Raw genomic sequence first — 20,613 nt, 5'->3', positions numbered from 1 at the left:
TCAATACTATGCCAACAATTTTTATAGTTTTCGGTCTAAAGTTCTTTTTTTACTCAAATGAGCATCTTCCCATGCACGTTCATATAAGGAATGCAGAAGGTGAAGCAAAATTTGAAATAAAACCTGTAAGAATGGTTAATAATAAAGGATTAAAACCAAAAGATTTAAAATTAGCAGAGTCAATTATTGAAGAAAATCAGGAATTATTAATTAGAAAATGGAAAGAGTTTCATGGTGAAAGTTTGGTTTAAGGACAGAGATATTTTCATTCTCACTGAAAAGGGAGAAGAAGGGAAAATGCCTTTAGATTGGTTTCCAAGACTAAAAAGTGCTTCACAAAAAGAACTGGAGAATTTCGAAATCTCTCCCATGGGAATACATTGGCCGGTACTGGACGAAGACCTAAGTTTTGAAGGCTTTTTTAATTTTAAAAAAGGAAAAATCAAAGCAGAAAAATGCTAAAAACGGCTCTTGATATTGCCACTTGGCTGCGAAAAGATCATTTTGAATTTTTCTCAAAATTTGAAGAACCATTTTTTGGAATCACTGCTGAAGTAGATTGTACTTTGGCCTATAAAAATGCCAAAGAGACAGGTGAATCCTTCTTCCTATATTATCTTTATGCTTCTTTAAAAGCGGCGAACAGTATCGAAAATTTCAGGTTGAGAATCGATAACGGGGAGGTTTACTTGTATGATGCCATTCACGCCTCGCCTACCATCAATCGCCCTGATGGTACATTTGGATTTGCCTATTTTGATTATCATTCTGACTACCAAATCTTTAAAACCGAAGCTCAAAAAGAAATAGAAAGAGTTCAAAACGCTACAGGACTTGTTCCTGCTGGAGCCGGACAAAATGTGATTCATTACAGCAGTCTGCCCTGGATTAAATTTACCTCCGTTTCGCATGCCCGGGCGTTTTCTTTCCCTGACAGTTGCCCCAAAATCACCTTTGGAAAGACCTTCGAAGAAGGAAATAAACTCCTGATGCCGGTTGCGGTACACGTCAATCATGCCTTGGTGGATGGTATTCATGTTGGAAAGTTTCTTGAGGAATTTCAAAATAATCTGAATTTGGATTTTATCCAAAAATGAAAAGGTGTTCAACATTTCATTTTTCTGCCGGGTTTAGGGTTAAATTGCCATAAAAAAGATATCAATTATTGATTCAAGAAATATTTTATGTTTTCATACCAAAAACAGAATTTTACTCAGCGAGCTTACTTTAAGGCAATTATAATCTTTCTGAGTATTTTGGCCTACTATTTCTATTCCTTTGGTCGGTATGATTTACCCACCACTGATGAAGATGTTTTTCTGAATGATGGCATAAATCTCATACTTCCTATGGCAAACATGGGAAATCTGCTGTATCTGTCCTGGATAAAAATCTTGTCTTTTTTCATTTCTGATCCATTAAAACTCATTTTCACAAATTTCTTTTTACTGTCAGTAATTGTTTTTGTTTTGTTAATATTTTTCCTCAATAAATATCTAAAAAGCTTTTACACCTCCTTCTATATCAGCCTTTTATTCCTTTTTTCAGGCATTCAGATTTCTATTTTTCCAAAAATCACTTTTCTTAATCTGGTAATAATTCTATCTACAATCATTTTAATTGACTCAAAAAGGAAAAAAAGTATAAATCTGGCCTTACTTGCTCTTGGATTTTTATTAAATATTTATGTAAGTCGCCCCGAATACCTTTGGATTTTTCCTTTTGTATTTTTGGCTTTTGTATTTTTTGCAAAAAAAGAGAAGAAACACAACACTGTGTTTTACCTGGCAGGTCTGCTGGTCTTGTTGTTCATTGCGGCAGGTGGCATTTATCCCAAAGGCATGCTCAAAGCCAATTTTATCATGCATTTTTTTGATAATTATGAAAAATGGACCGGCAAACATCTTGACCTGAACGATGAATTCATCCAATTTGAAAACCTTTTTGGAAAAGTTAACTATGAGGTTCAGCTTCTTACCTCTAACCCCACTATGTTTCTGAAACATGTACTGAGCAATATGGAAGGGCTGTCAAAAGAAATTTTGATTTTTCTGAAATCGATATTTTACGATGTTTTCCTTTCAGTTTTTAAAGAAAAAACCAAATATTTTGCAGCTGCTTTTGTCTTTTATTTTCTGTTAGCAATTGACTTTAAGGCTTCTATAAAAAAAATCCGGCTTCCAAAACCAGATGGCTACCTGGTTTTAATATTCTTGCCGGCTTTACTTTTGATACTGATTGTATTCCCACGTCAACACTTTGTATTGCTTTTAATGCCTCTGGTTTTGTTGGCAATAGGCTTTTTGACTGAGTTTTTAGTATGGAGAAAACAGCTAAAGCTAAGTCCTTATTTCATTTCAGTAGTTCTTTTGATTGGATTGACTATGGGATTTCCTTTCAAATCTCAGCACCCCAACAATGTGGATTTTTACAAAAAAATGAAAGAATTGGGTCAAGGAAATACCTTGGTATTGCTCTCCCACGATGATTTTGGCTTTAATTATTACAAAACCAATTATCGCAGATTCAACTGGACACCGGAAAAAGATAATATAGATTCATTGGCAAAAAAGCACAATGCCGACATCATTTGTCTTTTCAGATTAGACATGGAAAACCCCTCCTCCCGAGAATTTCTGAAACAAAATCATGAGGGCTACCTGAGAGTATCTAAGTTTGATACGCTACAACGGTACATTTGGGTTAAACCTGGGCTTGTGACAGCTTTTAAATGATGGAAATAATTTTTACTGATTTTCCTTTAAAATCAAAGCTTTGTCCTATGGTTTTGCCCATCAAATCTTTTCCGATTGGTGAATTTGAAGAAATCAGCATAATTGCATCACCTTCGTGAGTAATTTTCCCGAGACTAACCCCAATTAAAAATTTACCCATGCTGGTATCGGCCAAAGCACCAAGCCGCACTTCGTCAAACTTTTGAAAGAAATTTACAGTATTTAAAATCTCCATTTCACGCTTGTGTTCGCCCAGCTGGACTTCCAGCATTTCACGTTCATTTTGGGCCATTACCCGCCCTACTTCGTATTTGTCGCCCATTGAGCTTTTAGTTTCTTCATTGACAGAAGCCTGTACATTCTCAATGGCTTTTTCGATTTCGGCTATTTTATTTTCGAGGATATCCACTACGGCAGATACCAGATTTTTCTTGTTCATTTTGTTTTAATGAGTAGGTTTGTCGGGAGCCGGGGCTGAAGCATGATAACCCATTTCCACAATCATTTTGGCGTATTTATCGAGCAATTCCAAAACTCTTTTTCTATCAGCAGATTTTACAATTAATCCCACATGATATTCTTCATTCATGACCCAAACTACCTCAGGATCATTAAATGGGGTCATATCAGGCCATTGGTGTGAAGATAAACTTATGATAATTCCGGAATAGGATTTTTCAACTTTGGGCAAAATATATTTTTTCTTTTCAGCTACAGCGGTTTCAATTTTTGCCCATTCCTTCCATAGATTTATTCCTGAGGAGGCCTCCACCATTTCGGCCAGATGAGCTCCACCTACTCTTGAGGCGGTTTCTAGAAAATAATAATTGCCGTCTTCGTGGCATTTTATCACTTCAGTGTGGGTAGCACTAAAACGCATCCCAAAGGCTTTCATTACCTGATGATTGATAAGTGAAAGGGCTTCTTCGTCGAAAGAGCCATGCTCCACAGTTACAGACCTGAAAATACCTCCACCATGTGCTACGTCAAAAGGAGGACTAAGATATTGGCTGCATCTTTCAAAAACTACTTTGCTGTCAATAATCAGTGAATCAATGTGATATACATCTCCCGGTTTAAAGCATTCGATCAAAAACTGGTGTCGGTCTTCACCCAGTGAATGAATATGAGACCATGCTTCGTCTTTTGAATACACCTTCTTAATTCCGGCAGCCGAAGCCTCTGATCGTGGTTTTACCAACCAGGGTCCGGTAGTTTTTTCTAAAAATTCTGTAATATCAATATCGGTAAAAAGTGAACTGAAGTCAGGTACTGGAATCTGATAATCATCGGCTTGTACCCGCATGGCCAGCTTATCTCTGAAATACCGGGCAGTAGTTTGTCCCATTCCAGGGATCCTGAAATGCTCCCTTACCAGGGCGGCTTTTTCAACATCAAAGTCATCAAGTGCTACAACCAAATCAATTTTGTTTTTTTGCATCAAAGAGGATGTCCCCTGAATGATAGTTTTGTAGGTTTCAAAAGTATTTTCATTGTTTTCGAGATAAAAAAACTGATCAATACTCTCTCTAGGCCATGGTTTATGTTCTAAATCTTTGTGAGTAAGCAAAAAAACTATGTTTCCCTCAGCTTTTGCAGCTTTGAGAAATTCAGCACCTTTAAAATATGTACAAATACAAAGAATGGTCATACAACCCGATTTTTTTCTAAATATAAAAAATTTAGGTTAGAATTTAAAACAATTACAAAAAAAGGTCATCGATTCCGATGACCTTAAAAGAATATCTTTATTAAGAAATTATTTGCTGCCGGCAGCACTTTTTGGTATCACATTCCCTTTGATAGTCAAAATGATTGTGCCATTTTCTGCATTACTTACAACTGTGATAGTTTTTGTAAATGCATTAGGGCGACCTGATGTATTATATCCTACTTTAATTACACTTTTTGCTCCTGGCATAATTGGTTCTTTTGACCATTCCGGAGTAGTACAACCACATGAAGCTTGAGCATTAGTGATAATTACCGGAGCAGTACCTGTATTGGTTACCTCAAAAGAATACGTTGCCAAAGGACCTTCAGCGATTTTTCCAAAATCATGAGTTTCTTTATTAAACTTTAAAACTCCCTGAGCTTGAGTAGCCGCCGCAAACAAAAGCACACTTACAAGCGTAAAAAATAATTTTTTCATTCTCTTTAATATTAATTGTTATAAATAATTCTGATACTAATCTTATATGCAAAGTAAATACCAAGGTTTTAAAAACCAAAATTTTTTAACAATGCGTTAACAATACTTTTGTATAATTATTTGCTGATTGGTTTTTAAAAAAAATCCCTTAATTTTACACTATAAATCTTGAATTTTACAAAAAAACATGTAAAAATACGAGATTCTAAACCGGAATTTGCTTATGAGTGACCTTTTGAATGGTTATTATACAATAAATGACATAATCCTTTCGAAAAAAGAAATACTCGAGGACTATAAGCTTGCATGTGAAAGTCGGTCTGCAAGTTTGCTTGGAAGGAAGGACGTTTTTATGGGCAGAGCAAAGTTTGGAATTTTTGGTGATGGTAAAGAACTTGCACAAATTGCCCTCTCCAAAGTTTTCAGAAAAGGTGATTTCCGTTCCGGGTATTATCGGGATCAGACTTTAGTAGCGGCCACTGAGGGTCTTACATGGCAGCAATTTTTTGCACAGCTGTATGCTCACGCTGATCCAAAACATGATATTTTTTCAGGAGGTCGCTCTATGAATTCACATTATGGCAATCATTGGGTAGATGAAAATGGGAATTGGCTCAATCAGACCGAAATGTATAATGGGGTAGTGGATGTATCATCTACTGCAGGACAGATGCCTCGAAGCGTAGGTTTAGCATTTGCTTCAAAACTTTATCGGCATAATCCCGCACTTAAAAACCAAAAAAACTTCTCAAACCATGGCAATGAGGTGTGTTTCGCAACTATTGGCGATGCATCGACTTCTCAGGGCATGTTTTTTGAAACTATTAATGCTGCCGGAGTTTTGCAAATTCCTTTGGTTGTATCGGTTTGGGACGATGGCTATGGGATTTCGGTACCTATTGAATATCAAACTACAAAGGCAAGTATTTCGGAAGCCTTGAAAGGTTTTGAAAGAGGAGAAAAAGAGGGAATTGAAATCATAAAAGTTAAAGGTTGGGACTACCCGGCTCTGCTTGAAGCTTATCAGAAAGCTGCCAGGATAGCCAGAGATGAACATGTGCCTGTGTTGGTTCATGTATATGAAGTAACTCAACCTCAGGGCCACTCTGCATCAGGCTCACATGAAAGATATAAGTCAAAGGAAAGACTCGACTGGGAACATGCTTTTGATTGTAACCTAAAACTAAAACAGTGGATTCTTGAAAACGGAATCAGCGATGAGGCCGACCTTGCTATAATTGAAGCCGAAGCAGATGAAATAGCAAAAAATGCGAGAAAAAAAGCCTGGGATGCTGCCAGAGATGCAATAAATAAAGAAAATAAACAGGTTATTAGTCTTTTGAAAGAGATTTCAGAAAGTCAAAAAGAAAATGTTGAACTTTCTGGTTTAATAAAATCAATTGACAGCAATAATAATCTCTTAAAAAAAGACGGAGTCAAAGCACTGAAAAAGGCTCTTAGGATAGTTAATGTTGAAAAATTTAGAAAAGAAATCGCCAAACTTCTAAATTCTCTAGAGACAAAAAATGCTGATAGATACAATACCCACCTCTATAGTGAGTATCCAACATCGCCTTTAAAAGTTACCCCCGTAAAGCCTTTATATTCACCTAAAAGCCCAATGGTTGATGGTCGCGAAGTCATCAATAATTATTTTGATATGCTTTTTGCCAGTAATCCACTGGTGTTTGCTTTAGGTGAGGATGTAGGGAAAATAGGTGATGTAAACCAGGGTTTTGCCGGGTTACAGGAAAAATACGGAAAACTAAGGATCAATGATACAGGAATAAGAGAGACAACCATCATCGGTCAAGGTATTGGTGCCGCCATGAGAGGTTTACGTCCGATTGTTGAAGTTCAGTATTTTGATTACATCTATTATACTTTGGCTACATTGACCGACGACCTGGCGTCACTTCGTTATCGCACCGTTGGCAGACAATGTGCCCCACTTATCGTTAGGACCCGTGGTCATAGACTGGAAGGTATCTGGCATTCAGGTTCCCCAATGGCCGTAATGATTCATGCTTTACGTGGAATGCATGTGGTTACTCCCCGAAACTTTGTCAAAGCAGCCGGTTTTTACAATACTTTACTTAAAGGCGACGACCCTGCATTAATTATAGAAAGCCTTAACGGATATCGTATTAAAGAACAATTACCTGACAATCTCTCCGAAATCTGTGAACCTCTTGGTGTGCCTGAAATTCTTCGTGAAGGTACCGATGTCACCATAGTCACTTATGGTTCCATGTGCAGGATAGTGATGGAAGCCGCCGATGATTTGCAAAAAGTAGGTATTGATGCCGAAGTAATCGATGTTCAGACCTTATTGCCATTTGACATAGATAAGATTATTTTAAAATCTGTCAAAAAGACCAATCGGGTAATATTTGCTGACGAAGATATGCCGGGTGGAGGTACTGCTTACATGATGCAGCAGGTTCTTGACCAACATGATGCCTATCACTATCTTGATTCCAAACCTTTGGCGATCAGTGCCCAGGCTCACAGACCTGCTTATGGCTCTGATGGTGATTATTTCTCTAAACCAAATACTGAGACCATTTTTGAGGCCACCTATAAACTCTTGCATGAAGCTAAGCCAGACAAGTTTCCGGAGTTGTATTGATTTTGTAAAAATATCAATACAAAATTGGTTTTTGTAATTAAGAAATGGGTTAAATTTCTTGATGAACTTGGTTTATACTTGAGTATGAAATTTTGATTAACAATTTAATGTCCTTGAAATTTTCATCTTAGAAAATAGAGGTTTTGAAGACTAATCCAATAATTTATAATTCAAATAAAAGTCGATTGCCTGATTTGTAACTATGCACTCACTCCGTACCAATTCCTCCAATACCGACTTCCAGTCATTAGTAAAAGCTCTGGACGAATATCTGACCATTACGGATGGGGATGAGCATGCGTTTTATGACCAATTCAATAAGATTACTCATATTCAGCATGTTGTGGTAGTTTATAATGGTGAACAGCCCAATGCATGTGGAGCCATCAAAAAGTATGAGGACGGCGTGTGGGAGCTCAAGCGTATGTATGTTGTACCTGAACAGAGAGGCAGTGGTGCAGCAGTTTTTTTGATAACTGAACTTGAACAATGGGCCAAAGAATTGGGAGTAGAACGCCTAATTCTCGAAACCGGGAAACGGCAAGAAGCAGCTGTGGCTTTTTATCATAAAGTGGGCTACAAAGTCATCGAGAATTTTGGACAGTACATGGGTGTTGAAAATAGTATTTGTTTTGAAAAGCATTTGTAAGATTTTTAGGTAACAGGAAGTAGGCAACAGTTTTTAGAGTTGGTAAGTGTTGTTCATTTTTTAATTAAAAACGAGGTCTCATCTATGAAATATGTGTTCCAGTTATGGTATTCAAAATCTATTTTTAATCAAATAATATATCTAAATATTTATAAATAGCAGAAATTTATATATTTGCAAAAAATTACTCTGCTTGCATACCAATGGAAACTTACGCCCGAATTTTGCTCATAGCCATGCCGGCTTTTTTGTTTTTGGTTTTATTCGAAAAATGGTACGGCTATCGTAAACGCAAAGATCCATTTCGGGCTTTGGATACCATTTCGAGCTTAAGTTCGGGCTACACCAATGTGCTAAAGGATGTTTTGGGGCTCAGTATCACAATTATTTCATATGATTGGTTTATGACCCATTTTGCCTTTTTCAAGATTGAAAATACCATCGCTACCTATATTATCGCTTTTATTGCCCTTGATTTTATGGGCTATTGGGTGCACAGGCTTTCACACGAAGTAAACCTTTTTTGGAACAAACACGCCATTCATCATAGTTCTGAAGAGTACAATCTGGCTTGTGCTTTGCGTCAAAGTATTTCGAGCTTTGTCAATATCTGGACTTTCTTCCTTATTCCGGCAGCCATTTTTGGAGTGCCACCCATTGTGATTGCCACAGTGGCTCCGCTTCATCTTTTTGCCCAGTTTTGGTATCATACAGTTTATATTGGGAAAATGGGTTTTCTCGAGAAAATCATTGTGACTCCATCGCATCACAGAGTTCATCATTCTATCAACCCTGAGTACATGGACAAAAACCACAGTCAGATATTCATCATTTGGGATAAACTTTTTGGTACGTTTCAGGAAGAACTACCCGATATACCACCGGTTTATGGCATCACCCGCCCCGTAAGTACCTGGAATCCGGTAAAAATTAATTTCATGCATCTCTGGATTTTGATAAAAGATGCATGGCGTGCTCCAAATATCCGGGATAAGTTCAGAATTTGGTTTATGCCCACGGGCTGGCGTCCGGAGGGTTTTGATGAAAAATATCCAATCAAAAAAATAAGCGACCCATACCATTTTAAGAAATATGACATTCAGCTGAGTCAGCAAAGCCTGGTGTGGGTTTGGGTGCAGTTTTTGGCCACTTTGGGCTTTTTGGTTTTATTGTTTTTAAATATTTCAAAACTTGATTTGGTAGGAATGCTCACATTCGGGGTGTTAATTTTTCTGCATGTTTACAGTTATACCGAATTTATGGATAAAAACCCCAATGCCATTTTTTTCGAAATCATTAAAAACCTTTATCTAATCACGGGGCTTTTGGTATTTTCATTTTGGTCTCCAATTATATCAGAAAATTTGAAAATCATTTTGATACTATATGGAATTACAGCCACAATTTTGACCTGGTATTTTGCAAAAAAAAGTCCGCAACTCTCATTGTCACGGGCTTCATAAGTTTATTTTCCAAATTAATGTTCCAGATAGTCCAGATCTTTATTGTGGGTTTCTGCTATAGAAAGCGTTGAATAAAAGCCAAGGAGGTAAATCACAATTCCCAATATTGCTGCGGACCATACGACACCCTGGCTCGGTTTTAAAAAATTGAAAATTACAATCATACCGGCCAATGCTCCTCTAACCATATTGGGTACGGTAGTAGCAGCTGTAGCTCTCAGATTGGTTCCAAACTGCTCGGCACCTACTGTCACAAACATCGCCCAGTAACCTGTCCAGAAACCTAACCAAACTGCGGTAGCATAAAGCGTATTGGCTGTTTTCATTCCACCAAATAAGAAAAACAAAACTCCCAGTAACGACATGCCCATCATAAATGCGATAGCTTTTTTTCGGGAAGCCAGCCAATGACTTAAAAAACCGCTTAAGAAATCCCCTGCAGAAATTCCCACATAAGCCCACATAATTGCAAGTCCGGGTTCAACTTTTTCTGTGATTCCGAGGGCTTCTCCAAATTGATTGCTCAGATATATCAAAATTCCAATACAAAACCAGGTTGGTAGGCCAATACCGATACATTTGAGATATTTCACAAACCGGTCCCAATCGGTAAAAAAAGCGAAGAAGTTGCCTTTAGTGACACTGGATGTATGTTTGATATTTTTATACATTCCTGATTCTATCACACCCACTCTTAGTAATAACAATAAAAAGCCCATTCCTCCACCAATAAAGTATGCAATGGTCCAGTCGCCCGAAAGTTTTACGGTAAAAGTAGCCACAACAGCACCCAAAAGGCCTACTCCTGCAACCAGAGAAGTACCTTTTGCTCTTAAATGTTTAGGCAAAACCTCTGAGACAAGAGTGATACCGGCACCTAATTCGCCGGCGAGACCTATTCCGGCTAAAAAACGGAGCCATTTGTAAGCCTCAACTTTGTCAACAAAATCAATCTGAGGTATCAAACCACAAAAAATATTGGCAAGTGAATAAGTAATAATTGAACCAAAAAGCACAGAAAGTCTTCCTCTTTTATCGCCCAGCGTTCCCCAAAGGATTCCACCAATTAAAAGACCAATCATTTGAGAATTTATAATTGAGGAGCCTACCGAGTCTATTTCTGCTTTTGACAAACCCAGACTTTCAAGACTAGGAATCCTTACAATACCAAAAAGTTGTAAATCATAAATGTCAACAAAGTAGCCAAGGGCAGCTACAATTACAGGCATACTGAAAAGATGCTGAAGGTCAGTCTTTTGCGATTTCATGGTTAGGGTTCTGTTTTTAAAAAGGGTTTATATTTTCACACCAAATGCCAGGTCGCCGGCATCACCCAGCCCGGGCACAATGTACGACTTGTCATTTAGCTCTTCGTCTATATCTCCAATCCAAAGTTTACATTCAGGCATGCGGGCTTTGACAAATCTTGCCCCACGGTCACTGGCTATTACCGAAACGATGTGCGTTTTGGCGGGTATTCCAAACCTCAATAAGCCATGATAGGCTTTTTCAAGTGATTTTCCGGTGGCAAGCATTGGGTCGCAAATTATCAGCGTTTTGCCGGTCAGATCAGGGCTGCTTATATAGTCCATTTCAATATTAAAATGCTCAGATTTGTCATGAACTCCACGATACGCACCTATAAAAGCACTGTCAGATTTGTCGAAAAAATTCAGTAAACCAATATGAAGGGGCATGGCCGCACGTAGGACAGTGGCAATTATCGGGAAGTCAGTCAATACCTGTGTATTTTTTTCTCCCAACACAGTGGTTATTTTTTGATTACTAAAAGTCATGGTTTTCGATATCTCGTAAGCAAAAATCTCACCTATCCGCTCCAGATTTTTCCTGAACCGCATGGTGTCTTTTTGTATTTCCACATCTCTGAGTTCCCCAATAAAATTTTTTACTATCGAATTGCTCTCTGATAAAACAAGCATGATTTTTAGTTTTTTACAAAAATATAAATTTTGCTCAATTAATGAAACCTGAGTTTTAGGTCTTTTTATTTAAACTTAAATTTCGATAGGTTCAAAAAAAAATGCCTTTTTCCGTTATCCGAAAAAAGGCATCTGAAATGTCGGTCAGTAAATCTGTTAAACTTTGATTTCTACGTCAACACCTGCAGGAAGTTCAAGTTTCATCAAGGCATCAACAGTTTTTGGACTTGCAGAGAAAATATCGATCAATCTCTTGTAAGTACAAAGCTGAAACTGCTCTCTTGATTTTTTTGATACGTGCGGTGAACGCAATACTGTGAATTTCTCAACACGTGTAGGCAATGGAATTGGACCGCTAACGGTTGCTCCTGTTGACTTAACGGCTTTAACGATTTTTTCTGAAGAGTTGTCAACCAATGAATGGTCAAACGACTTCAATTTGATTCTGATTTTTTGAGACATTGGTTCAAATTTATTTTGGTGAAAAATAAGTCTCCGAAAGAACCATTTACTCCGAAGACCGAAAATTGAGGTGCAAAATTAGTATTTCATTTGGTATTAGCAAAATCTTTCGGGAATTTTGAACTCAATTTTATTTATAGAATGCTCACTTTTCCAAATGCAAAAATAAATCTTGGACTAAATGTTATCGGGAAACGACCCGATGGTTACCATAACATTGAGTCGGTATTCTATCCTGTAGAATGGACCGATGCTCTGGAAATCATAAAAGCCGACGAGTTTTCTTTCAAATCCAGTGGTTTAGAAATTCCTGGAGAAACTGCTAATAATCTGATAATTAAAGCTTACAAAATCCTTGTTGGTGCAGGTTTAGTTTTCGAAAATTCTGTAAATATTCACCTTCACAAAGTCATCCCAATGGGTGCTGGCATCGGTGGAGGTTCGGCAGACGGAGCCTTTGCTTTGAAAATGCTAAATGAAATTTTTGAATTAAATCTTTCAGATTTACAGCTCGAAGACTTTGCTTCCCAACTTGGCAGCGATTGTCCGTTTTTTATTCAAAATCGTCCTAAATTCTGTTTTGGTAGAGGTACAGATTTCGAGGAAATAGACTTTTCCTTAAAAGGTTACAGTCTTGTTCTGGCCAATCCTCAGATCCATATTTCTACGGCTGAAGCCTACTCAGGTGTTATTCCTCATATTCCTGAGATTTCAATAAAAGAGATTTTAAAAATGCCTGTTTCGCAGTGGAAAGAATTGCTTGTGAATGATTTCGAAGAAAAAATACAATTAAATCACCCGAAAATTTCTGAAGTAAAACAGGAACTTTATTCTGTCGGAGCCCTTTATGCTTCGATGACCGGAAGTGGCTCCACAGTTTATGGTATTTTCGAGAATTTACCTGAGAAATTTAGTCCTGAAAACTGTGTGATTTGGACAGGAAAAGCAAAATTTTGATTACTGTTTTTATTTTACAAAAAAATTACCAGCCCATTCTGAGAATAATACAAGAATTTTAGTCTTTTTTTTGCTTTTTTATCGGATTAATGAAATTTTTTTTGTTATTTCGCACCCGAAAATTCTGACAACAGAGGGTTTTCAGATTAGCTTCATAAATTAATTATTTGAATAATAAAAAGCATGGCATCAGTAAGACCAGACGAGGTTTCGGCGATTTTGCGTGAGCAATTAGCCGGTGCAAAAACCGAAGCAGAACTAGAAGAAGTAGGTACCGTACTCCAGATTGGTGACGGGGTAGCACGTATTTACGGACTTTCTAAAGTACAACAAGGAGAACTTATAGAATTTGAAAACGGCCTGAAAGGCTTGGCTCTTAACCTTGAAGAAGACAATGTGGGTGCAGTATTGTTGGGTGAGTCTTCAGAAATAAAAGAAGGAGCTATTGCCAAAAGAACAGGACTGATAGCCTCGGTAAAAGTAGGTGAAGGTATTGTTGGCCGTGTAGTAAACACACTTGCTGAGCCAATCGACGGCCATGGCCCGATTTTAGGAGAAACTTTTGAGATGCCACTCGAAAGAAAAGCACCAGGTGTTATTTATCGTCAGCCAGTGACTGAGCCACTTCAAACAGGTATCAAAGCTATCGATGCGATGATTCCGATTGGCCGTGGTCAGCGTGAGTTGGTAATTGGTGACCGTCAGACAGGTAAAACAGCAGTTTGTATAGATACCATAATCAACCAAAAAGAATTCTTCGATAAAGGTGAGCCTGTATATTGTATTTATGTAGCCTGCGGTCAAAAAGCCTCCACAGTTAAGCAAGTTGAGCAAACACTCCGTCGTTACGGTGCTATGGACTATACCGTTATCGTAGCAGCCGGTGCTTCAGATCCTTCACCTATGCAGTTTTTTGCTCCATTTACAGGGGCTGCTATTGGCGAGTATTTCAGAGATACCGGTCGTCCGGCCTTAGTAATATATGATGACCTTTCAAAACAAGCAGTTGCTTATCGTGAAGTATCATTGTTGCTTCGTCGTCCACCGGGTCGTGAGGCTTACCCTGGTGACGTTTTCTATCTTCACTCTCGTTTGTTGGAGCGTGCCGCAAAAATCAATCAATCTGATGCAATTGCTCAGGCTATGAACGACCTTCCTCCTTCATTGGCTGGAAAAGTTAAAGGTGGTGGTTCATTAACAGCCCTTCCAATCATCGAAACTCAGGCTGGAGACGTGTCAGCTTATATTCCTACCAACGTAATCTCAATTACCGATGGTCAGATATTCCTTGAGTCCAATCTGTTTAATGCCGGTATTCGTCCAGCGATCAACGTAGGTATTTCGGTATCACGTGTGGGTGGTAACGCACAGATAAAATCAATGAAGAAAGTAGCCGGAACACTGAAACTTGATCAGGCTCAGTTCCGTGAATTGGAAGCCTTTGCTAAGTTTGGTTCTGATTTGGATGCAGCAACTAAGCTAGTTATTGAGCGTGGTCGTCGAAATCAGGAGATCTTGAAACAAGGTCAATATCAACCAAGTACAGTTGGTGAGCAGGTTTCTATCATCTATGGTTCAATCAATGGTATTATGGACTTGGTGCCTGTTGCCAAAGTGAAAGAATATGAGCACGAATTCCTGACTATCCTTAAATCAACCAAGCCTGAAATTTTGGATAATTTGTCAAAAGGTAAACTCGAGAAAGAGGATACTGATTATATTATGAAATTCGGTAAAGAATTGGCTCAGAAATACGCTTGATAAAGATTTGAATTATTTTCAATCTAAAATCTGAAATCAAAAATTGTAAATTGAAATGGCTTCATTAAAAGAAGTAAGAAATAGAATCACATCTGTAAACTCTACCATGCAGATTACCAAAGCCATGAAAATGGTTGCGGCCGCAAAATTGAGAAAAGCACAGGATCGTATTATACAAATGCGACCTTATGCAAAAAAACTTAATGAGCTAATTGCACAGGTTTCTGAGGGTACTGAAGTTGGTGAAAACAGTCCATTTACTCAGGTAAGAGAAGTAAACAATGTTTTGGTGATTTTGGTAACTTCTGATCGGGGACTTTGCGGTGCATTTAATTCTAATGTAATAAAAGCAGCAATATCTCATATTCAGGAAAATTTTGCTGATAAAAATGTTACAATCTTGCCTTTAGGTAAAAAAGGAGGAGAGGCTTTTATTCGTCGTGGACTCAATGTCAATCAAAAACACATCGAGATTTTTCATAATTTGACTTTTGATGCAGCAAAAGAAGTTGCTGAGGAAGTTATGACTGATTTCGCAGGTGCAAAATTTGATGAAGTGGTTTTGATATTTAATGAATTCAAAAACGTTGCCACTCAGATTATTCGTACAGAGAAATTACTTCCTCTGGTTAATAATGTAGAGAAAGATTCCAAGACTTCAAATGTTGATTATATTTTTGAACCAACAGAAGAAGAGATTTTGCTCGAATTGATTCCAAAATCAATAAAAATGCAGTTGTTCAAATCTTTGCTTGATTCCAATGCTTCTGAACATGGTGCTCGAATGACTGCCATGGATAAAGCAACCGAAAATGGAGGAGATTTGCTAAAAGCTCTTAAAATCGAGTATAACCGGTCACGTCAGGCGGCTATTACCAAGGAAATCCTTGAGATTGTTGGTGGTGCAGAAGCCTTAAAAGGAGCTTAATAAAAAATCAATATTTTAAAACGCCTTAGATTACATCTGAGGCGTTTTTTATTTCGTTATTTTTGTAAAAATTACTAATAATGCAAATTTTGACACATCGTCCCAGAAGAAACCGACAATCGTCGGCTATTAGAACCATGGTTGAAGAAACCACACTTTCTGTAAATGATTTCATATTCCCAATGTTTGTGCAGGAGGGTTCTGGTGTTAAAGTTGAAATAAAATCCATGCCGGGCATTTACAGATTTAGCCAGGATACCTTATTAGAAGAATTAAAAGAAGTTACAGATTTAGGAATTAAGTCAATTTGTCTTTTTCCTAATTATCCTGAAAGTAAAAAAGACAAGTTCGGCTCAGAGAGTATATTGCCGGAGACTCTTTATTTGAGATGTTTGTCTTCTATAAAAGAAAACTTCCCTAATCTTGCCATTATGACTGATGTGGCTTTAGATCCTTATAGCTCTGACGGACATGACGGTGTAGTGGAAAATGGCAAAATCCTGAATGATATTACTGTTGATATCCTTGTAAAAATGGCAGTGGCACAGGCTAAAGCAGGTGCAGATATCATTGGACCATCCGACATGATGGACGGTAGGGTAGGAGCCATCAGGAAAGGTTTAGATGCAGAAGGATATACCGAAGTAAGTATTATGTCATATACTGCAAAATATGCCAGTGCTTTTTATGGACCATTCCGAGATGCATTGGATTCTGCTCCAAAGTTTGGTGACAAAAAAACATACCAGATGAACCCTGCAAATGTAAAAGAAGCCTTGTTGGAGGCAGAACTAGACTTTGCCGAAGGTGCTGATATTATGATGGTTAAGCCAGCATTTAGTTATCTTGATGTTATAAAAAGTCTGAAAGAAAATTTCAATGTTCCGATTTCTGCTTATAATGTTTCCGGGGAATATGCAATGATAAAAGCTGCCGCCCAAAATGGCTGGATTGACGGTGAAAAAGCAATGATGGAAATGCTAATAAGTATGAAAAGAGCCGGGGCAGATATAATATTAAGTTATTTTGCAAAAGAAGTGGCTACTTTGTTACAGAAATAAAAAAAGGAGTTTCGGTTTACAGAAACTCTTTTTATACCATACTGAGGTGTTCACTGAGTGATTCTTCTACTTTTGAAGTTATCATTTCATAAAAAGGTTCAGGATTGTTATTTATCTGAACTTCTTCCAAGGAGCGGTAATAAGCCATTCTTGAATCCCAATCACCTTTCAAAATAGCTATTGTAAAACCATTTTTTAGTAAAATAAAATTCATTAACAATCTGGCTGTACGACCATTCCCATCAATAAAGGGGTGAATACTTACCAGCCTTTCATGCATCTCAGCTGCTAAAATTACTGGATGCATCCTCAATTTATTTTTTTGATAAAAAAGAAAATAATCATCCATTAATTCATCCAACTGTAGGGCATCAGGTGGAATGTGCTTGCTTCCGGAAATCCTAACGCCTACTTTCCTGTATGTGCCGGCCGATTGACTATCAATTGATTTCAAAACCAATCTGTGGATATCCAGCAGACTTCTTTTTGAGATGTCCTCATTTCCGGTTACCATATCTTTAATAAATGATACAGCTTCGTAATGATTTATGGCTTCCAGATGCTCCCTCATGCTTTTTCCACCGATAGTAATTCCTTCATTTACCACCAAATGGGTTTCTTGAAGAGTTAATGTGTTTCCTTCAATTCGATTGCTGTCGAAAGTGTAATTTACATCAAAAAACTCATTCATTTTTTGTAGCTGAATCTGGGAAAGAGGCTTTTGGGCAGCCCAACGTTTTTTTAAATTGTCTATTTCTGCCAATTTTTGGTTGATTTTTTCTGAAATACCCTGAAACTGCAAAACTTGCTTACTACTCAAATATTGGATTCTGGGTTCGGCCATGGCCAATATTTCACCAGCACCTTCTTCATATCTGAGTAGTTCTGCTATTTTATCAGCCAAATACTCTCTTCTGATAGTAATCAATGGCACATTCATACCGGTTGAAAGATACAACAGGTGTTTTTCAGATGGGATTCTATTCCCGGATTCATATTTGGAGATAAGAGCCTGATCTATACCCGAAAGAGCAGATAGCTCTTGCATAGTTACATTGTTTTTTGCTCTCCAGTTTTTGATATAGGATCCAAAATTCATAATATGACTAAAATAAACATGACAAAAATAGTCATATTTTTTTAAATATTGAATCTTCCCATTATTTTTTTAATAATTATCCCCCAATTGCTACTTTTTTAAGAATATTTGTAATGATTTCTCTGGTATTTACTCCATCGGCTTCGGCCTCGTAGTTGAGAATTATGCGGTGATTAAACACATCCGAAACCAGTGCTTTGATATCTTCCGGCAAAACGTAATCTCTTTTATCAAAAAATGCAAGAACTTTTGCGGCTTTATGCAGGGCAATTCCTGCTCGGGGCGAAACTCCAAATTGTATATATTTAGCCTCATCTTTGAGACCGTATTCTTCAGGGTTTCGGGTAGCAAAAACGAGTTCAATGATGTATCTTTCAAGCATATCAGAAATTGAAACTTTGGAAATAAGTTCTTTTATTGCCTCAATATCAGACTTTGTCAATACTTGATTAACTTCCGGGTCTTCATTTTGATTCGCAATTTTTCTGAGCATATTCAGTTCTGATTTTTTATCAAGATAGCTCACAAAAACTTTCATCATAAATCGGTCAACTTGTGCTTCAGGTAGTGGATAAGTGCCTTCCTGTTCGACGGGGTTTTGAGTAGCCAAAACCAAAAAAGGTCTGTCAAGTTTATAAGATTCGTCACCCAATGTGATTTGTTTTTCTGCCATGGCTTCAAGTAAAGCCGATTGAACTTTTGCCGGTGCCCGGTTTACTTCATCCGCCAGAATCAAATTTGAGAAAATAGGCCCTTTTTTTACTTCAAAATTTCCGGATTTCTGATTGAAAATCATTGTTCCAATTAAGTCGGAAGGCAGTAAGTCTGGAGTAAATTGGACTCTTTTAAAATTAAGATGCAAAACTTTTGATAAAGTATTGATAGTTTTGGTTTTGGCCAGCCCTGGAACGCCTTCAAGCAAAATATGCCCTTCGGTAAAAAGACCTATCAATAACCTGTTAACAAGGTACTCCTGCCCTACAAGCACTTTTCCCATTTCAGAAAAGATGGCATCTATTTTTGTGTATATTGCTTCTGTATTTTCCACGAATATTTTTCAATTTCAAGAAGTAAATTACGGCATATTTTTAGTTTAACCCAAAAATTCTCCAAAAACAAACCTGTTTCTTCCTAAAAAGTCATTTATTAGAATTACGTTTTGATAACCATAATTTTCAAATATTTGGCAGGTCTCAATTCCCAATGCCGAGTTAATCTCAACTATAATTTTTCCTTTAGGTTTTAAATGGGTAAGGCCAATTTCCGCAATTTTTCTGTAAAAAATCAAAGGGTCATTGTCTGCAACAAAGAGGGCAAGAAATGGCTCAAAATCCAGAACATTTTTTCTCATCTCTTTTTGTTCACTGTCTTTGACATAGGGAGGATTACTAACAATCATGTCAAACTTTATCTTTCCAAAAGGGTTATGAAAGTCTAAGATGTCAGCAATAGATAATTTTACTTTTGCTTCTAAATTTAAATTATTTTTTTTAGCTATTTCCAATGCTTTTTCAGAAATATCGACGGCATACACTTCTGTGTTTTTAAGAATTTTCGCACAACTTATTGCAATACATCCACTTCCAGTTCCCAGATCCAGAATTGATTTAGGCTTGTAGTTTACAATATGGCTAATCAATTCTTCGGTTTCCGGTCTGGGAATTAATACATTTTCATTTACATAAAATTTATATTCACAAAACCAGGCTTCACCTAAAATATATTGAATTGGTTCATTTTGGTTTAATCTTTTAATAATTTGGTCAATCTCATTATCTTTTAAAGGGAGAAAAAAATCATTTATAACAAAATCATTTTTTTTAACGCCATAAATTTTCTCAAAAACCAAAAATAATATTTCTCTGGCTTCGGTAGGCTCATAAAACAGTATTGAAGATAATATTTCCTCAAAATGCTCTTTTAATCTTATTTTTTCCATAAAAAAAGGGGACTATGCCCCCTCAAAATTATTACTAATAAAGCTTTTTACAGTTTTCTTATCCAGATATTTCTGAATTGGGTCTTATTTCCATGATCTTGTAAGGAAATCACATCATCACCATGGGCCGCCGGATAAGTATGAAGGCCGATATAGTTAGTCAACCCTGCAATAGTGGTATTATTTTGAACTAAAACCCCATTGTGCAAAACTGTGATACGAGCCGGAGCATCCACTCTTCCGTCGGCTTTAAACCTAACCGCAGTGTAAATAATATCATAGGTATTCCACTCGAGCGGGCTACGCATGGCATTTACCAATGGCGGCACGTCTTTGTAAATACTCGCAGCCTGGCCATTGCTATAAGTACGGCTGTTATAAGAGTCCAAAACCTGCAATTCATATCTGTTTTGAAGAAAAACGCCGCTATTCCCACGACCTTGTCCCTGGCTTTCTACTACATCAGGAGCACTAAACTCGATGTGGAGCTGGCAGTCACCAAATTTCATTTTGGTTTGAATCCCTCCACTGTTAGGTACAACTTCTATATGATCATTGTCAACGATTTTCCAGGGTGCTGGTTTTGTAATGTCCCTTTGGCTAACCCATTGGTCAAGGTTTTTACCGTCAAATAGAATGATTGCATCTGAAGGTGCATCACCAAGTTTTTTGGCCGCAGTTACTACTTTTACCTGTGGTTCCCAGATTTCAGTCATTTCGGGTTTCATTGGCATTGGAGAAACTTCAGGCGGGGTGTTAGGATATTGAGCTGTGGCTAAACTGCTAATACCTAAAAATGTCACCAATAAAGTATTGAATGATTTTTTCATATTTG

General features: G+C 37.4%; 21 protein-coding genes. 11 read left to right on the top strand and 10 right to left on the bottom strand.

Features of this window, described 5'->3' with window-relative positions:
* Positions 1 to 8: 8 nt before the first annotated feature.
* From IPP61_04055 to IPP61_04040, 4 genes are all read left to right on the top strand, one after another.
* Positions 9 to 251: a DUF4160 domain-containing protein gene (locus IPP61_04055; GenBank protein MBL0324348.1), complete on the top strand. Its 243-nt coding sequence runs from the start codon at positions 9 to 11 to the stop codon at positions 249 to 251.
* Positions 232 to 462, top strand: coding sequence for a DUF2442 domain-containing protein (locus IPP61_04050; protein MBL0324347.1), 231 nt, complete (start codon positions 232 to 234; stop codon positions 460 to 462). Before IPP61_04055 ends, IPP61_04050 begins: the two co-directional genes overlap by 20 nt.
* Complete coding sequence (locus IPP61_04045) at positions 456 to 1,097, top strand: chloramphenicol acetyltransferase (GenBank protein ID MBL0324346.1); 642 nt, start codon at positions 456 to 458, stop codon at positions 1,095 to 1,097. The genes IPP61_04050 and IPP61_04045 overlap by 7 nt, the downstream gene beginning before the upstream one ends.
* A gap of 87 nt (positions 1,098 to 1,184) precedes the next feature.
* Positions 1,185 to 2,735: a hypothetical protein gene (locus IPP61_04040; GenBank protein ID MBL0324345.1), complete on the top strand. Its 1,551-nt coding sequence runs from the start codon at positions 1,185 to 1,187 to the stop codon at positions 2,733 to 2,735.
* On the opposite strand, the gene IPP61_04035 is transcribed toward IPP61_04040, so the two are convergent.
* The 3 genes from IPP61_04035 to IPP61_04025 form a co-directional block, all read right to left on the bottom strand.
* Entirely contained in the window at positions 2,728 to 3,174 is a 447-nt protein-coding gene (locus IPP61_04035; GenBank protein MBL0324344.1) for a GreA/GreB family elongation factor, read from the bottom strand. The genes IPP61_04040 and IPP61_04035 overlap by 8 nt on opposite strands.
* A 6-nt stretch (positions 3,175 to 3,180) precedes the next feature.
* Positions 3,181 to 4,386, bottom strand: a complete 1,206-nt coding sequence (locus tag IPP61_04030) for an ATPase (protein MBL0324343.1) — start codon at positions 4,384 to 4,386, stop codon at positions 3,181 to 3,183.
* Positions 4,387 to 4,494: 108 nt separating this feature from the next.
* On the bottom strand, positions 4,495 to 4,887 hold the full coding sequence (locus IPP61_04025; GenBank protein MBL0324342.1) for a DUF1573 domain-containing protein: 393 nt from the start codon (positions 4,885 to 4,887) through the stop codon (positions 4,495 to 4,497).
* A 223-nt stretch (positions 4,888 to 5,110) separates the two neighbouring features.
* Between IPP61_04025 and IPP61_04020 the strand changes: the two genes are divergently transcribed.
* The 3 genes from IPP61_04020 to IPP61_04010 all read left to right on the top strand — a co-directional run bounded on the left by IPP61_04020 (position 5,111) and on the right by IPP61_04010 (position 9,631).
* Positions 5,111 to 7,519: a transketolase gene (locus IPP61_04020; GenBank protein MBL0324341.1), complete on the top strand. Its 2,409-nt coding sequence runs from the start codon at positions 5,111 to 5,113 to the stop codon at positions 7,517 to 7,519.
* Positions 7,520 to 7,721: 202 nt separating this feature from the next.
* Positions 7,722 to 8,168, top strand: coding sequence for a GNAT family N-acetyltransferase (locus tag IPP61_04015; protein ID MBL0324340.1), 447 nt, complete (start codon positions 7,722 to 7,724; stop codon positions 8,166 to 8,168).
* Between the two features lie 203 nt (positions 8,169 to 8,371).
* Positions 8,372 to 9,631 (top strand): sterol desaturase family protein, encoded by a 1,260-nt coding sequence (locus IPP61_04010; protein MBL0324339.1) that lies wholly within the window; start codon positions 8,372 to 8,374, stop codon positions 9,629 to 9,631.
* Between the two features lie 14 nt (positions 9,632 to 9,645).
* On the opposite strand, the gene IPP61_04005 is transcribed toward IPP61_04010, so the two are convergent.
* From IPP61_04005 to rpsJ, 3 genes are all read right to left on the bottom strand, one after another.
* Entirely contained in the window at positions 9,646 to 10,899 is a 1,254-nt protein-coding gene (locus tag IPP61_04005; GenBank protein MBL0324338.1) for an MFS transporter, read from the bottom strand.
* Between the two features lie 27 nt (positions 10,900 to 10,926).
* Positions 10,927 to 11,571, bottom strand: coding sequence for a uracil phosphoribosyltransferase (gene upp / locus IPP61_04000; protein ID MBL0324337.1), 645 nt, complete (start codon positions 11,569 to 11,571; stop codon positions 10,927 to 10,929).
* 156 nt (positions 11,572 to 11,727) lie between these two features.
* Positions 11,728 to 12,033 (bottom strand): 30S ribosomal protein S10, encoded by a 306-nt coding sequence (gene rpsJ, locus IPP61_03995; protein ID MBL0324336.1) that lies wholly within the window; start codon positions 12,031 to 12,033, stop codon positions 11,728 to 11,730.
* Between the two features lie 141 nt (positions 12,034 to 12,174).
* On the opposite strand from rpsJ, the gene IPP61_03990 reads away from it, so the two are divergent.
* The 4 genes from IPP61_03990 to hemB all read left to right on the top strand — a co-directional run bounded on the left by IPP61_03990 (position 12,175) and on the right by hemB (position 16,740).
* Positions 12,175 to 12,990 carry a 4-(cytidine 5'-diphospho)-2-C-methyl-D-erythritol kinase gene (locus IPP61_03990; GenBank protein ID MBL0324335.1) on the top strand — a complete coding sequence of 272 codons (816 nt, stop codon included), beginning with the start codon at positions 12,175 to 12,177 and terminating at the stop codon, positions 12,988 to 12,990.
* A gap of 183 nt (positions 12,991 to 13,173) precedes the next feature.
* Positions 13,174 to 14,751 carry a F0F1 ATP synthase subunit alpha gene (locus IPP61_03985; GenBank protein ID MBL0324334.1) on the top strand — a complete coding sequence of 526 codons (1,578 nt, stop codon included), beginning with the start codon at positions 13,174 to 13,176 and terminating at the stop codon, positions 14,749 to 14,751.
* Between the two features lie 55 nt (positions 14,752 to 14,806).
* Positions 14,807 to 15,679, top strand: a complete 873-nt coding sequence (gene atpG, locus IPP61_03980; GenBank protein MBL0324333.1) for an ATP synthase F1 subunit gamma — start codon at positions 14,807 to 14,809, stop codon at positions 15,677 to 15,679.
* An 80-nt stretch (positions 15,680 to 15,759) separates the two neighbouring features.
* Positions 15,760 to 16,740 (top strand): porphobilinogen synthase, encoded by a 981-nt coding sequence (hemB, locus tag IPP61_03975; GenBank protein MBL0324332.1) that lies wholly within the window; start codon positions 15,760 to 15,762, stop codon positions 16,738 to 16,740.
* Between the two features lie 31 nt (positions 16,741 to 16,771).
* Here hemB and IPP61_03970 read toward each other — a convergent pair whose 3' ends face one another.
* The 4 genes from IPP61_03970 to IPP61_03955 form a co-directional block, all read right to left on the bottom strand.
* Entirely contained in the window at positions 16,772 to 17,839 is a 1,068-nt protein-coding gene (locus tag IPP61_03970) for a Fic family protein (protein MBL0324331.1), read from the bottom strand.
* A 76-nt stretch (positions 17,840 to 17,915) separates the two neighbouring features.
* Positions 17,916 to 18,836 (bottom strand): AAA family ATPase, encoded by a 921-nt coding sequence (locus IPP61_03965; protein MBL0324330.1) that lies wholly within the window; start codon positions 18,834 to 18,836, stop codon positions 17,916 to 17,918.
* A gap of 96 nt (positions 18,837 to 18,932) precedes the next feature.
* Positions 18,933 to 19,778: a peptide chain release factor N(5)-glutamine methyltransferase gene (gene prmC, locus IPP61_03960; GenBank protein ID MBL0324329.1), complete on the bottom strand. Its 846-nt coding sequence runs from the start codon at positions 19,776 to 19,778 to the stop codon at positions 18,933 to 18,935.
* 47 nt (positions 19,779 to 19,825) lie between these two features.
* Positions 19,826 to 20,608 carry a DUF1080 domain-containing protein gene (locus IPP61_03955; GenBank protein ID MBL0324328.1) on the bottom strand — a complete coding sequence of 261 codons (783 nt, stop codon included), beginning with the start codon at positions 20,606 to 20,608 and terminating at the stop codon, positions 19,826 to 19,828.
* Positions 20,609 to 20,613 lie beyond the last annotated feature (5 nt).

This window comes from Cytophagaceae bacterium (genome assembly GCA_016722655.1).
GTDB lineage: Bacteria > Bacteroidota > Bacteroidia > Cytophagales > Spirosomataceae > Leadbetterella.
This window is presented reverse-complemented; position numbering and strand designations above follow the sequence as displayed.

Bases quoted from the DNA above. Each gene is read 5' to 3' on its own strand.
- IPP61_04055 (MBL0324348.1), top strand. From the start codon at position 9: ATGCCAACAATTTTTATAGTTTTCGGTCTAAAGTTCTTTTTTTACTCA.
- IPP61_04050 (MBL0324347.1), top strand. From the start codon at position 232: ATGGTGAAAGTTTGGTTTAAGGACAGAGATATTTTCATTCTCACTGAA.
- IPP61_04045 (MBL0324346.1), top strand. From the start codon at position 456: ATGCTAAAAACGGCTCTTGATATTGCCACTTGGCTGCGAAAAGATCAT.
- IPP61_04040 (MBL0324345.1), top strand. From the start codon at position 1,185: ATGTTTTCATACCAAAAACAGAATTTTACTCAGCGAGCTTACTTTAAG.
- IPP61_04035 (MBL0324344.1), bottom strand. From the start codon at position 3,174: ATGAACAAGAAAAATCTGGTATCTGCCGTAGTGGATATCCTCGAAAAT.
- IPP61_04030 (MBL0324343.1), bottom strand. From the start codon at position 4,386: ATGACCATTCTTTGTATTTGTACATATTTTAAAGGTGCTGAATTTCTC.
- IPP61_04025 (MBL0324342.1), bottom strand. From the start codon at position 4,887: ATGAAAAAATTATTTTTTACGCTTGTAAGTGTGCTTTTGTTTGCGGCG.
- IPP61_04020 (MBL0324341.1), top strand. From the start codon at position 5,111: ATGAGTGACCTTTTGAATGGTTATTATACAATAAATGACATAATCCTT.
- IPP61_04015 (MBL0324340.1), top strand. From the start codon at position 7,722: ATGCACTCACTCCGTACCAATTCCTCCAATACCGACTTCCAGTCATTA.
- IPP61_04010 (MBL0324339.1), top strand. From the start codon at position 8,372: ATGGAAACTTACGCCCGAATTTTGCTCATAGCCATGCCGGCTTTTTTG.
- IPP61_04005 (MBL0324338.1), bottom strand. From the start codon at position 10,899: ATGAAATCGCAAAAGACTGACCTTCAGCATCTTTTCAGTATGCCTGTA.
- upp (MBL0324337.1), bottom strand. From the start codon at position 11,571: ATGCTTGTTTTATCAGAGAGCAATTCGATAGTAAAAAATTTTATTGGG.
- rpsJ (MBL0324336.1), bottom strand. From the start codon at position 12,033: ATGTCTCAAAAAATCAGAATCAAATTGAAGTCGTTTGACCATTCATTG.
- IPP61_03990 (MBL0324335.1), top strand. From the start codon at position 12,175: ATGCTCACTTTTCCAAATGCAAAAATAAATCTTGGACTAAATGTTATC.
- IPP61_03985 (MBL0324334.1), top strand. From the start codon at position 13,174: ATGGCATCAGTAAGACCAGACGAGGTTTCGGCGATTTTGCGTGAGCAA.
- atpG (MBL0324333.1), top strand. From the start codon at position 14,807: ATGGCTTCATTAAAAGAAGTAAGAAATAGAATCACATCTGTAAACTCT.
- hemB (MBL0324332.1), top strand. From the start codon at position 15,760: ATGCAAATTTTGACACATCGTCCCAGAAGAAACCGACAATCGTCGGCT.
- IPP61_03970 (MBL0324331.1), bottom strand. From the start codon at position 17,839: ATGAATTTTGGATCCTATATCAAAAACTGGAGAGCAAAAAACAATGTA.
- IPP61_03965 (MBL0324330.1), bottom strand. From the start codon at position 18,836: ATGGGAAAAGTGCTTGTAGGGCAGGAGTACCTTGTTAACAGGTTATTG.
- prmC (MBL0324329.1), bottom strand. From the start codon at position 19,778: ATGGAAAAAATAAGATTAAAAGAGCATTTTGAGGAAATATTATCTTCA.
- IPP61_03955 (MBL0324328.1), bottom strand. From the start codon at position 20,608: ATGAAAAAATCATTCAATACTTTATTGGTGACATTTTTAGGTATTAGC.